The following is a 13126-nucleotide window of genomic DNA, read 5'->3' as shown; positions in this document are numbered from 1 at the left end:
ACTAGCCCCGCAAGTTACGAAGTTAGATGTTTACACAGGACAATATGATTGTTAATTTACGACAGCCCGCTAAAATTAAAATAAGAGATTTCAATCATGGAGCTAAGGTCGTCACTCAGCACGCCACCAGCAAGACACCTAAGTTACGGACTGAATCCGTTGATTTCCCTTTTAAAGGAACATCAACTCGACCCAACACAAATGCTTGATGTAGCAGGCATTCCTTTACAAGCACTGGACGACCCAACTTACGAGCTAACCCCGCACCAAGAACTCAGCTTTACTACCGAAGTTATTCGCGGCATCAATATTCCAGAGATAGGGTTGATTGTGGGCCGTCGTTATCACCTTTCGGCCTATGGCTTACTTGGCCTAGCCATTATGACAAGCGAAAATTTATTGGCAGGTATGGCAGTTTTGTACAAAAACATATTAATGACATGGACGTATATGTTTTGGAATACAACGGTTAGAGGGGACCGAGCTTATGTTAGCCTTGAAAAGCTAAGAGACCTTGGCGGTAGCTACCAATATATGGTGGATCGCGGCCTAGTTGCATCTCACACCATATTCAAGGAAGCCCTTGGCCAAGAATTACCAGTGATTGAAGTTCATTTAAAGCAAGACAAACCTACTTATGCCGACCTCTATACTGAATATTTTAAATGCCCAGTGTATTTTAATTCTTCTGAAAATTATTATGCTTTTGATAGCAGCTTGCTATATCAACCACTAGCGCAATCAGAACCCGAAACCGCGAGAATATACGGCAATCAATGCGAAAAAATTTGTTTGCAACTAGCCAAGAACAGCACTTTCTCAGATATCGTTCGCAATCATATCTTGTCATCTCCCAGAGACATTTTCACACTTGATACCATTGCTGATCGCCTAAATATGACAGCACGAACAGTGCAGCGAAAACTTAGTGCAGAGGGAAGAAGTTACAAAGATATATTGGAAGACGTACGCTGTAATCTAGCCATTGAATATTTACAAAGCACCTCATTCACGATAGAAGAAATTGCCGTTAGATTAGGCTACTCGGATTCATCTAGCTTTTGCCACGCCTACAAGCGCTGGACGGGAATTAACCCTAGCGAGCTGCGTCATCGTGATTGCAACATAAATGCTGCCCGAAAATCTGATGGCGACACTCCCGCCCAACGGCGAAAAGCATGAGAAAAATGTGCGGGATCACTGTAACCAAGCAAGATCGACACCTGCTCCACGCTTATCTTAGTTGAGTACAAGTATTCACGAGATAACTCTAACCGTAAGCTATCTAATATCTTCTGGTAACCTGAGCCATGACTGCTTAGTTTTCGCCTCAACGTTCTTCCCGACATATTTAATTTTTGCGCCAGCTCTTCAATATTAGGAAAGTAACCAGGCCGCAATAAAATCTGCTCACGCACTTCGTCAACAATATTATACTCTTCTGTTAATCGTGCCTTTAATCGCTCGCAACGGTCGATACATAAATTCGCTGTCTCACTATCGCACTGCAATACCGGTGTATTAATTAATTCAGCAGAGAAAACAAGCGTATTTTCCTCTGCATCAAAATGAATAGGGCAATCAAAATATTTTTTATATTCCATTAATGGTGCTTGCTGGGAATGACGCATACTCACCGAATGTAGGCTAAAGTCCTCTCCAATCAAACCGCGTAAAATCATGAGCGTCGCCGTCATCTCTCGCTCATTAAGCATCGAAATATCATCCGCACTGTAATCGTCTGAGCTCATACTCATTACGACATTGCTGCCACGAAACGATAAGCTGTGTTCTAAAAATGCAAAACTTAACTCAACGTATTCGTAAGCCAATTTCAAAGCATCACTAACAGTGGCAGCGCTCATCAAAGCGTAACCATAGATGCCAAACAAACTTAGTGGATAACAAGACCCCACTTTTAATCCAATGGCAGGGTTAGCTGTTGCCTTGCGCAAGTTGCGTAGAAACATGAGCTCTTGGCTCAAACTAACATGTTGCTCTGGCTTATTGAGAATAGAAAGAGAAAGCCCCGTACCGGTCAATGCCTGCCCAACAGAGATACCCTCTTCCCGAAGGCGACTTAGCGGAGAAAGAATGGTTTTTGCCGAATGATATTTTGGCTTCATGGTGCGCTCTTTTCTTTTTAAATTATCATCAGCGTCCGCATTTCGCAAGCCCCTGTCCGTTTTTCGCATTCTTTGGAACAGTCACTTTAGATACTTTAAATCACCCTTGTCAAATTGTTTGATGGGGCACAATCATATTTCCAAAAAATTAAAATAATGGAGCGTATTTATGTCAGATTCACCACGCGTATTAATTTACGGCGCCAGCGGCTATACCGGCAAACTAGTAGCAGAATGCCTTGCTCAACGTAATATGCCATTTTATTTCGTTGGCCGAAATAAAGATAAACTAGACGCCTCGCTCGCGATTGTAGAAGAGCGACTAGGACACAAAGCTCCTGCGACCATAGTGCAGGCAGCTAATACTCGCGAAGAACTCCTGCCTTTATTTGAAAAGGTCGAAGTTGTTATCAATGTCGCTGGCCCCTTTATGCAGCTTGCTTGGCCCGTTGTTGAAACCTGTTTGGAAACCAACTGCCACTACCTTGACACCACCGGTGAACAAGATTTTGTTATCGCGGTTCGCGATCAATACGGCAAAGCTTTTGCAGAAAAGAACCTTCTCCTAAGTCCTGCTAATAGTTACATGTGGTGCGCTGGCGCATTAGCCGCTGAGGTTGCACTTGAAACTGAGGGCGTTGACAGCCTAGACCTTACTTATCAGATTAACGATGCACTCCCATCTCAAGCTTCTACCAAATCATTTTTACGCATGGTTAACAATCCACAGTATTTATTAAAAAATAATGAAATGATTGAATGGCAGGGTGATCGGCACTTTACGATTAATGTGCCACACATGTCTCAACCAGCACTTGCCTTACCGTGGAGCGGTGGCTGCGAGCCCGTATGGTACGAGCACGACGATCGCGTATTAAACTGTAAAGTACTCACTGCTTTTGGCGACGAAATTATTGAGAGCGTGGTTTCATTAATACATCGTTTCAATAAAGAATCCGTCGGCATGAACCAAGCTGAAAAGGAAGTATTAACCAATCAATTCGGTGACGAAATGACGCCAGAAGAACCACCAAAAGACAGCCCAGACATACACCGCACCGTAATCACATGCATAGGCCAAGGAAGACAGGTCACTACGGTATTCCCACTTTCGCTTAATGCGCCATATACGTTTACCGGTGAAATATGTACTGAAGCAACTGAACGATTATTAAATGGTGAACTGAAAGCGGTGGGCTTTCAATCAGCAGCGGGGGCATTTGGACATCGTGAACTGATAGAGAAGTTCCATCAGCTCGGATACATGAACAATCCTTGGCAATAAAGTGTAAGTATCGTTAATTAGTATTAGCGAGTTAGCTAGGTTTTAATAACCCAACTAACTCGCATATCTTTTCTTACAATCACATCAAATATAGCATTTTCTTAGATTTCTAAGCTTCCTTGGATCGCCAAACTACTGCAAAGAACATTGCAAATATTAAATCAGCAACCACCAATATTCCGAAGCCAATAGGTGCATCAAACAGCGCGATATCTATCCATGCCAGAGAAAACACAACGGTTTTCCCCACGCATCCCATCCAGACAATATCTTTATGCATCATTGGGTTGGTAGAGACTAGCCAATAACCAAACCCAAACACCAAGACTAGACCAGCAAATTGATGCAACCAAGGCATGACCTCTTTGGTCAGGGTATCCCCCATCATCAAGAGATCAAAAAACACACCAGGGATTATCAGCATTGCAAATGCAGCTGAAAAATTAAAAATGGCGGAAAACTGAAAAAACCCTCGCCACATCCGCTTATTTTTCATGCTGATACTCCGCTATCTTTTTATCATTTTTACTCATGCGATCGAACACTGCTCTGCCATTAAGTAATGCCCAAGGAATCAACATCCCAGATTGTGCTTTGTACTCTTTCCAGCCAGGATGACGTGAAATAGCATTATCCTTGCCTTTCATTCGAGCAAGAAAATAGACCGCCATATACCCGTAAATTACCCACGCAATCCAATGATTTGCCAATAGCGCATATGCCGCATAAAGCATTAATTCACCAAGGTAATTAGGGTTACGCGTATACCTATACATACCTTCTGTAATCAGACCGGGTTTTGTCCGGTATTTTAAAATCCAATGGCGCTGCCCATCTCCTGCCACCATTGTCACAACACCTAGGGTGTGGATAGCAATAGCAATAAACACGATTAGACCGCTCGGCTCAATTGCGCGTGAAATAAACAACCAGGGCATCAACCAATACCATGCGACCAATAACACGTATAAATTTATAAACCCTAAAAAGCTAAGCTTATTTTCTAATTGATGATCTCTAAAGCCAAAGTCTTTAATCAACCAACAGTAGCCATAAATCCCATGTAAACCTAAAAACACCCACGCACCTACACTGAAATTACTGTAGTAACTCATCATTCCGTAGATGATAAATAGCGTAAATATTTTATGTAGATCTACCGCCCAAGCCACTTTCATAAATGGCCGGCCAGGGGCATTAAAAATAGTTACATCCGCAAATTTTAAAAAAAATCGTGCCCAGAATGGCACCGACTCTCGCGTTACAGTCGTCATATTCACCTCGTTTATTATGGTTTTATTTCCTTTCATTAAACTACCTTAATCAGAAAAATTGAACATAGCGGAGTGCGACGACTTCACTGTTAATAAACGACAAGCTGCTTAACGTCATTCAAGCTCGATAAATGGCCATTCGCGCTTACGTACAATAATCGACTACCGCTTACGCCCCTTATTTAATAAATATGACTCGCAAGACCCGTACACCTCGACCTGAGAGCCCAAAAGACGTACAATTTGCGCCCCGCAAGTAGTCCTCTTTTCGCTATTTTCATTTCATCACTCACTGGGTATACGACATTGATTTCCGCCGCAAATATCACCATGCAGTTTGGTGCCAAGCCGCTTTTTGAAAACATCTCCGTTAAATTTGGCGGTGGTAATCGCTATGGCCTGATCGGCGCCAATGGCTGCGGTAAGTCCACCTTTATGAAGATATTGGATGGCAGTCTAAAACCGACGTCCGGTAACGTCTCACTAGACCCGAACGAACGCATAGGCAAGCTGCACCAAGACCAATTTGCTTTTGAGCAATATTCGGTTATTGACACGGTAATCATGGGGCACACCGAGCTATGGGAAGTGAAGCAAGAGCGCGACCGCATTTACTCTCTACCGGAAATGTCTGAAGAAGACGGCATGAAAGTCGCAGACCTTGAAACTCAATTCATGGAAATGGATGGTTACAGTGCTGAAAGTCGTGCCGGCGAAATATTACTAGGCGCAGGCATTGAACTAGACCTTCATTTTGGTCCCATGAGTGAAGTTGCCCCAGGCTGGAAACTACGTGTACTGCTGGCTCAAGCTTTGTTCTCTGATCCGGATGTTCTTCTACTTGACGAGCCAACCAACAACTTGGATATCAATACCATCCGCTGGCTTGAAGGTGTGCTAAATGAGCGTAAAAGCACCATGGTTATCATCTCCCACGATCGCCATTTTTTAAACGAAGTCTGCACCCACATGGCTGACATTGATTACGGTGAGTTGCGTGTCTACCCCGGTAATTACGATGATTTCATGACGGCAGCGACAGCCGCTCGCGAACGCTTACAATCTCAAAATGCCAAAAAATCTGCGCAAATTGCTGATTTGCAGGCCTTTGTTAGCCGCTTCTCTGCCAATGCCTCCAAAGCTAAGCAGGCTACCTCTCGCGCAAAACAAATAGACAAAATCCAACTAGACGAAATTAAAGCCTCTAGTCGCCAATCACCGTATATTCGTTTTAAGCAGGACAAAAAGCTTCACCGCCAAGCGCTGACTCTAGAAAATATTGGCCATGGTTTTGATGAAGTTTTGTTCAAAAAAGGCAATATGATTTTAGACGCCGGTACACGTTTAGCCGTGTTAGGCGAAAATGGCGCGGGGAAAACTACCTTCCTGCGTTGTTTGGTCAATGAATTAAGTGCCAAAGAGGGTGTGGTTAAGTGGGCTGAGAATGCCACGCTTGGATACTGCCCCCAGGACAGTAGCAACGACTTTGACAACGACCTCAACTTGTTCGATTGGATGAGCCAATGGCGCAAACCTGAGCACGACGACCAAATTGTTCGCGCCACCTTGGGGCGCCTTCTTTTTTCTTCCGACGACTTTAAAAAGCGCGCTAAAGTCTGCTCTGGTGGCGAAAAGAACCGCTTACTTTTTGGTAAATTGATGATGCAAGACACCAATGTCTTAATCATGGATGAGCCCACCAACCACTTAGATATGGAAGCCATCGAGGCGCTCAACCTCGCCCTAGAACATTACGAAGGAACGCTTATTTTTGCCAGTCACGACCGCGAATTTGTCTCGTCATTAGCAACGCGGATTGTCGAAATCAAAGATGAGCAACTGATTGACTTCCAAGGTAATTACGATGAGTTTTTGTCGCACCAAGACGCTCAAAGTAAGTAAATACTGCCTAAGGCCGGTACTTCAACCGGCCTCCTTTCTTCCCACCCTACGGCAATTCCCTATTGAGAATTAATGGTGTAAACGCGACAGTATTAAGCCACTCATTCTAAAGACCCTGCAATGCCTTCTGCCGGTATTCCCACCACAACGCCCAAAGCCCAGCTCTTAAAGCGGGTGACGGATTCGTTGCGGGCCGGAACCTTAGAGCTACCGAGCCTACCGGACATAGCGATTGATATTCGCATTGCTATTACTAAAACCGACTTAGAAATTGACACTCTCGTCAAACTCATCCAACAAGACCCCGGACTGAGCGCTTACTTATTAAAAATAAGCCATAGCGTGCACTATAGTCGCGGCAACCCCGTACGCGACCTAGCTGCGGCAATACGTCGACTCGGTCTTAATGCCGCTCGCGATCTTACCGCTAGCTATGCACTTAAGACGCTATTTCTTATCCATGACCCCACCATTAAGCAGTATCTTCGAGAAATTTGGCGACGCAGTGTTCATACCGCCGCCCTTGCCCACGTAATGGCAAGGCACTGCAGCTTTGATCCTGACAGAGCCTTACTTGCGGGCTTACTCCAAGATATTGGCGCGCTACCCTTACTCGCCAATATAAAATCGTTTCCGCAAATCAAAGATGACCCCACAGCAGTACCCGAACTGATCAAACACTACACAGGCAAGGTCAGCGGATTAATATTGCACACATGGCACTTTGATGAAGAGCTTATTCTGGTCGGTTTAAACCGAGAAAACTGGATGCGGGACACCCACGCTAAACCCGACTTGGCTGACTTGATTTTAGTTGCTAGATACCACACCTTCTTGGCAGAACGTCGTCACGGTAAATTACCTCGGCTCACCCAATTACCCGCATTTAATAAATTGGGGCTAAAAGAGTTGGGGCCAGAACAAGGCTTGGCTTTTTTAGCAGAAGCAAAACAAGAAATTAATGAATTACAAAACTCGCTGTTATAAAGCATAATATAGACAGCTGCTAAGCCGCATTTTCACCTTATCACTCCACACCATTTATCATCATTAAGCGCATTTACACTGCCCGAACTGTCACTATGACCACCTGGCGCCCTATTATGCAGGGCACCAGATAACTCATATAACACTTCAGTCGATAATGATATTACCGTTTGAGAGTAAGTTATTAATAATATCTTGATCACTCAATGTGCCTGCTCCTGTTAAATCCACACCACTTAAGGTGATCGTTTGATCAGCACTAAATGGTGAGTCACCTGCAGAATCAATACTCAAGATAGTATTGCCACTACCATCACTTTGGAACGAGAGGTAATCCGTAAGGGTACCGTTCTCCTCCCCTTGCAAGAGATCAGATAAATCAAGTACATCACCGCCAACACCGGTAGTAAAGTCAGTGATTATGTCGCTCGCTGGGCTAGCTGTGCTGCCTTTATCCGTACTATTCCAAACAAAGGTATCACTATTTCTGCCACCACTCAGCGTGTCGTCACCCTGACCACCATAAAGCGTATCACTGCCGTCACCACCCAAGAGAGAGTCATCACCAGCACCACCGTATAAAACATCATTACCACGGCCACCTTCCAGCTCGTCATTACCTGCACCGCCGTATAAGGTATCGTCACCGTCGCCACCTAGCAGGATGTCGTCTCCGGTACCACCATCCAAGGTATCATCACCCGTGCCACCTGTTAGATGATCGTCGCCCGCACCACCGAGTAGAGAGTCATCGCCTTCGCCGCCTAGTAAGTTATCAACACCTTGGCCACCTAGCAATGTATCGTCACCCAAGCCACCACTTAAGGTATCGTGACCGGCGCCACCGCTTAGAATATCCATGCCATCACCACCGGTAATCGCATCATTCAGGTCGCCACCGGCAATGCTGTCAGCGTTGTCCGTTCCGCTTATTTCATTCTCGATGGTATAAATTGCCAGCTGCGCTGAATCTGACTGGCCATCAACATCGGTTAATGTATAACCAATAATTTCGGGCTCTGGCGTCACACTTCCTTCAACTTGCGGGCTGTATGTCACGTTAAATAAGCCCGTATCAAATCCAGATCCAATGTATTCAATATCCACCACGGTAACGGACGAGTATGCCGACAAGTCTAAGGTTTCTTGGCTATTATTTTGCGCACTTCGATCTATCGTCGTAGTTGTAAAAATACCATCGCCATCAGTATCGTGAGTTACAAGGACCCGAACACGGTCGCCATAACTGGATTGGTAATCATCAAAAGTCAGAGATAAATTATTAACCCCATTTGGTAATGCCGCGCTGTCAAAGGTTAGCGTGATTGCTTCACCAGAGCTCAATAACTCGCCATTACCACCAGAGACACCAACACCGTCATTATTGTAGACAAGCGACGCACCACCTTTACGGACCGCAATATCAAAGTCTGCATTGTTTACATTGGTTTGCGATGTTGTATTCACCGACACTTCGGCTGCTGGCGCAAAGCGATAATAACCGGTGTTATTAAAGGTTAATACTGCAAAGTCACTGCTATCCTTAACAACAACCTGAGCAATTTCATTGCCAAACACATCGGTGGTAATACTGTAATCCCAGCTTAGAGTACCCGATGTGCCACTTGCGGGAATACTGCCACTATCAAAATCAAGATCAAAACTTTCTCCTCGATAGGTCATCTCGGTGATGCTTGCGTCATCAACCACTTTATCAACGCCATCACCTTGTGCGGCAAACGGCGTAAAGTTAGACCCTAATGCAGGACCACCATCCGTACCCATGGCATTAATCACATTACCTTCGGCAATTTCGCCCGCGCTGATGGAGTGCAGGTCGTCATTAGCCGTCGGTGCATCATCTTCAATATCAATCGTAGCCTGACCGCTAGCGGTATCGCCATCACCATCCACTGCGGTGTAGTCAAACAGCAATTGATTCCCAGCGTTACCATTGGGCGAGCTAAAGGTGTATGTTCCATCCGCCAAATCAATGGCAAAGGTACCTAAATCAAAGCCTGTCACATTGGGCCCAATAGTGACCTCTGAACCGTCAATGACAACGCCCGCCAGGGCAGGAGAAACTGAAACCGATGTACCGTTATAACTAAAGGTATAATCAGTACCATCGATATCCATAGTGATGCTTTGCACATACCCATCGTCTGCGCCAAACGCGATATTTTGCACACTGCCTTGCACCGCAATACTGCCACCAAAGGCTGTGGGCACCGTATTCAACAGTTCCGCTTCTAGCTCATTGATATCCGCAACAATGATGGCACCGTCCGTCGTCCCACCCTGCCCCAATGAATCGATATTGTGGATAAAATCAAGATCCGCACTGCCATTCGCCAAGCCAGGGCCAATACCAACAGCAAAAGAATCAATCTCATTGCTATTAACATAGGTATCAAAGCCACTGCCAATCGGTGATGACGAAGACACACCGTCAGACACAAAATAAGAGATGTTCTGCACTCCATTCGCGGGATTTTGCGCAGAAATATCATCCCTAAATTCATCTTCAATCAGGTCAACCGCATTAGAGTAGTTAGTACCACCATTTGCGGACAAGCCATTCAACGCTGTCTCGAAACTTTCAAAGTCAGTATACGTGCCAACCGTTGAGGCATTACTCGCAAAGGACAGCAACGTCACCGTTACCTGTGAAGACTGATTAAAGAATTGCTGACTCAATGCACCCAAGGCTTCTTTAGCGACATCTAAACGCGACGGCTCACCTATGGCGACATTATTACTATCTAGCTGCCATCCCATACTGCCTGAGACATCTAAGGTTAGTACTAAGTTAAATACCTGCTCTTCAGATTCTGGAACGGATTCATAAACATCGTTAGCAACTGGGACATCATCGATAACTGAAATGGTTAAGTTATCTGACAGTGCAACCCCATTTTCAGTAAAGGTGTAACTGAAAACCTCATCAACATCGTTGCCACTACTATCTGCCGTGTTGAGGACATATTCATAATCACCGGCACTGTGCCCCGCCGTAGTATTGTCGGCGTATACCGTTAAGGTGCCAATACCAGTCGTAATCGTAATCACACCACCAGAAGGCGACACACCATTTACTGAATCGAGTGTGGTCGAACCCGTAGCAGTAGCATCATTCTCTAATAAATTCCCTGTGACCGTGGTAACACCGCCACCGGTTCCATCACTCAATGCGCTTTCGTAAACAGTCCCTGTATCCGCTTCAGTTGAGCCAACATTTATCGTTGTCGTGGCCGACGTCGTTATCTCGCCGTCGAAGACATCGTAGGTGAAGTCGCCCTGTCCCTGATTGGCGCCAGCATCAAACTGCAAGTTTTCAAGTTGCGCTATCGTTAAGGTATCGCCAATCGCCACCGCCGTGCCATCGGCCAACGTCACCGTACCTAGCCCCGTAGGTAAACCCGTGACCGTAATCACTAATGCCGCGTCATCCGTATCAGGATCGGTTGGGGCCACAATCCCCAATGCATTATCATCGCTACTGTCAAGAACGAACACTGAGCCATCAACAACCTCTGGCCCATCATTTACTGGTGTAACAGAAATGGTGCCCGCATCTGTTCCAAACAAGTTGTTAAACTCGTCATCGTAAGCTTCAACAGTGATATTTCTTGGCGAAGAGCTAGGGTTTTCAGAGCTATTTTCATAGTTTAATGACCCTAAGACTGAGAGATACTCATTGATATCGGCACCGCCACTCAAGGTCAATTCCCACGTCCCGCCAGATACGGAGGTTGTCGCAACCACGCTGGTACCTGCAGTAATAAAGTCCAAGACATCTTGGCTGGGCAGATAGCCGTCTATACGCACCACCACAGAGGATAGGTTCGTGCTGTCTGAATCGGATATAGATATCCCCGACAATATATTTGTCGCACCATCATTTTCGGTGTAGCTGATATCAGGCACATTACTAACTACAGGCGGGTTGGCTGCTCCTGAACTTACGGTAACAGTTACCGTTGCGGTATCAGTCTCACCGTCAGCGTCTGTTAATGTGTAGGTAAAGGTATCGCTGCCAGTAAAGCCGCTATCGGGTGAATACGTAAACGTGCCATCACCGTTATCAATCACCGATCCATTACTAGCTTGGGTAAAGCTACTAACCTCCGCACCGTCTACCAAGGTATCGTTCGACAGCACATTGTCTATGAGTAAATCAGTGTCCTCACTGGTCACATAGCTGTCGTCTTCTGCTACTGGCGCTCCATTATTTGCACCGATAGTACCAATACCTTGAATACCGTTTACCGTCGTATGAGCTGAGGTTTCAAAATTAACGGTTTGATTAAAATTACTTATATCTACAGATAATGTTTCATCACCTTCAAATTGATTAGCGTCACTATTCACCGTAACCGAAATCGTCGCCGTCGTGCTTCCCGCAACAATCGTCCCTTGGGTAACGCCTATCGATTGATAATCTGCACCGCCTACGGCACTAATATCAACGGTATTAAAATCAAAGGTTAAATCTGACGTTAATGCCTCATCAATAGCGACAGTGAAGGTCAGGGTCGTCGTCCCCGTTTCTGGCTCCTGAACCAACACATCATCTATCGATACCGTTGGGATAGTTGTGACATTAATCGTTGTAACAGCCACTTCACTGCTACTCACTCCGTCGTTAACCACAACCTCAATAACCCGCGTGGTATCCGAACCATTGCCATCATTTTCAAATTGAATGGCTTTAATCGCCGATTGATAATCAGCAAGACTTGCATTACCAGTGAGCGTCAATTCACCTGTTGCAGCATTGTAAGCCGATGCTGAAATACCTGACGGCAAAGTACCCACATTGAGCAAATCACCTGCTTCGGCATTGGTTAATGTAATCGTCGCCGACTGCAAATTATTACTATCTACGTCAGCAATAGTAATATCGCTGTCCGCGATTGCTACACCGCTACCTCCTTCTACATAATTAGTAACATAACCCGTACCCGCAGCATCGCCATCAAGGTCCAAGGTCGGTGGCACCATATGAGTCGACGTCGTGCTCGCACTGAACGGATTACCCGCTTCATCACTACCCACAACCGTCGCATCGAAGCTCGTATCCGCCGCTAAATCCGCGCCCGACACACTGATGCTGTACGTGTTACCCGCGCCAACAACTCCGCTGTAATCATTCCCGTTGATCGTGAAGCTAACCGTGTCGCCTGGCGCCGCATCGCCGCCAACCGTGCCCGTCACATCGATATTGCCGCCCGCTTCCGACGCATTCACAACGTCATCCGCCGTGATGTCGTCAACCGTGATCGTCGCCGCCGCCACGTCATCAACCGTGTGAGTCGACGTCGTGCTCGCACTGAACGGATTACCCGCTTCATCACTACCCACAACCGTCGCATCGAAGCTCGTATCCGCCGCTAAATCCGCGCCCGACACAATGATGCTGTACGTGTTACCCGCGCCAACAACTCCGCTGTAATCATTCCCGTTGATCGTGAAGCTAACCGTGTCGCCTGGCGCCGCATCGCCGCCAACCGTGCCCGTCACATCGATATTGCCGCCCGCTTCCGACG

8 protein-coding genes are annotated in these 13126 nt (G+C 46.0%); 4 read left to right on the top strand and 4 right to left on the bottom strand.

What is annotated here, in order from left to right; all coding sequences use genetic code 11:
* The first annotated feature begins 96 nt into the window (after positions 1-96).
* Positions 97-1182, top strand: coding sequence for an AraC family transcriptional regulator (locus AELLOGFF_RS17810; RefSeq protein WP_159270359.1), 1086 nt, complete (start codon positions 97-99; stop codon positions 1180-1182).
* Here AELLOGFF_RS17810 and AELLOGFF_RS17805 read toward each other — a convergent pair.
* A complete protein-coding gene (locus AELLOGFF_RS17805; protein ID WP_159270358.1) occupies positions 1110-2126 on the bottom strand; it encodes an AraC family transcriptional regulator in 1017 nt (338 codons plus the stop codon). The genes AELLOGFF_RS17810 and AELLOGFF_RS17805 overlap by 73 nt on opposite strands.
* 169 nt (positions 2127-2295) lie before the next feature.
* On the opposite strand from AELLOGFF_RS17805, the gene AELLOGFF_RS17800 reads away from it, so the two are divergent.
* Positions 2296-3411: a saccharopine dehydrogenase family protein gene (locus tag AELLOGFF_RS17800; protein WP_159270357.1), complete on the top strand. Its 1116-nt coding sequence runs from the start codon at positions 2296-2298 to the stop codon at positions 3409-3411.
* A gap of 109 nt (positions 3412-3520) precedes the next feature.
* Here AELLOGFF_RS17800 and AELLOGFF_RS17795 read toward each other — a convergent pair whose 3' ends face one another.
* Both AELLOGFF_RS17795 and AELLOGFF_RS17790 read right to left on the bottom strand, forming a co-directional pair.
* A complete protein-coding gene (locus tag AELLOGFF_RS17795; protein WP_159270356.1) occupies positions 3521-3907 on the bottom strand; it encodes a hypothetical protein in 387 nt (128 codons plus the stop codon).
* Positions 3897-4685 carry a methyltransferase family protein gene (locus AELLOGFF_RS17790; protein ID WP_235036469.1) on the bottom strand — a complete coding sequence of 263 codons (789 nt, stop codon included), beginning with the start codon at positions 4683-4685 and terminating at the stop codon, positions 3897-3899. The genes AELLOGFF_RS17795 and AELLOGFF_RS17790 overlap by 11 nt, the downstream gene beginning before the upstream one ends.
* A 306-nt stretch (positions 4686-4991) precedes the next feature.
* Here AELLOGFF_RS17790 and AELLOGFF_RS17785 point away from each other — a divergent pair, with 306 nt between their 5' ends.
* Together AELLOGFF_RS17785 and AELLOGFF_RS17780 are read left to right on the top strand one after the other, a co-directional pair.
* Entirely contained in the window at positions 4992-6587 is a 1596-nt protein-coding gene (locus tag AELLOGFF_RS17785; RefSeq protein WP_159270355.1) for an ABC-F family ATPase, read from the top strand.
* Positions 6588-6707: 120 nt separating this feature from the next.
* A complete protein-coding gene (locus tag AELLOGFF_RS17780) occupies positions 6708-7574 on the top strand; it encodes an HDOD domain-containing protein (protein ID WP_159270354.1) in 867 nt (288 codons plus the stop codon).
* A 147-nt stretch (positions 7575-7721) separates the two neighbouring features.
* Here AELLOGFF_RS17780 and AELLOGFF_RS17775 read toward each other — a convergent pair whose 3' ends face one another.
* The gene (locus AELLOGFF_RS17775; RefSeq protein WP_235036468.1) at positions 7722-13100 is read right to left on the bottom strand and encodes an Ig-like domain-containing protein; all 5379 of its coding nucleotides are present in this window, start codon (positions 13098-13100) and stop codon (positions 7722-7724) included.
* Positions 13101-13126 lie beyond the last annotated feature (26 nt).

Source organism: Zhongshania aliphaticivorans, from assembly GCF_902705875.1.
In the GTDB taxonomy this organism is placed as follows: domain Bacteria; phylum Pseudomonadota; class Gammaproteobacteria; order Pseudomonadales; family Spongiibacteraceae; genus Spongiibacter; species Spongiibacter aliphaticivorans_A.
Note: the sequence above shows the minus strand (reverse complement) of the source record. Positions and strands in the feature narration are given on the sequence as shown.

What these genes read in the sequence shown, in the direction of transcription:
- AELLOGFF_RS17810 (WP_159270359.1), top strand. Translation starts at nt 97, where the DNA reads ATGGAGCTAAGGTCGTCACTCAGCACGCCACCAGCAAGACACCTAAGT.
- AELLOGFF_RS17805 (WP_159270358.1), bottom strand. Translation starts at nt 2,126, where the DNA reads ATGAAGCCAAAATATCATTCGGCAAAAACCATTCTTTCTCCGCTAAGT.
- AELLOGFF_RS17800 (WP_159270357.1), top strand. Translation starts at nt 2,296, where the DNA reads ATGTCAGATTCACCACGCGTATTAATTTACGGCGCCAGCGGCTATACC.
- AELLOGFF_RS17795 (WP_159270356.1), bottom strand. Translation starts at nt 3,907, where the DNA reads ATGAAAAATAAGCGGATGTGGCGAGGGTTTTTTCAGTTTTCCGCCATT.
- AELLOGFF_RS17790 (WP_235036469.1), bottom strand. Translation starts at nt 4,685, where the DNA reads ATGACGACTGTAACGCGAGAGTCGGTGCCATTCTGGGCACGATTTTTT.
- AELLOGFF_RS17780 (WP_159270354.1), top strand. Translation starts at nt 6,708, where the DNA reads ATGCCTTCTGCCGGTATTCCCACCACAACGCCCAAAGCCCAGCTCTTA.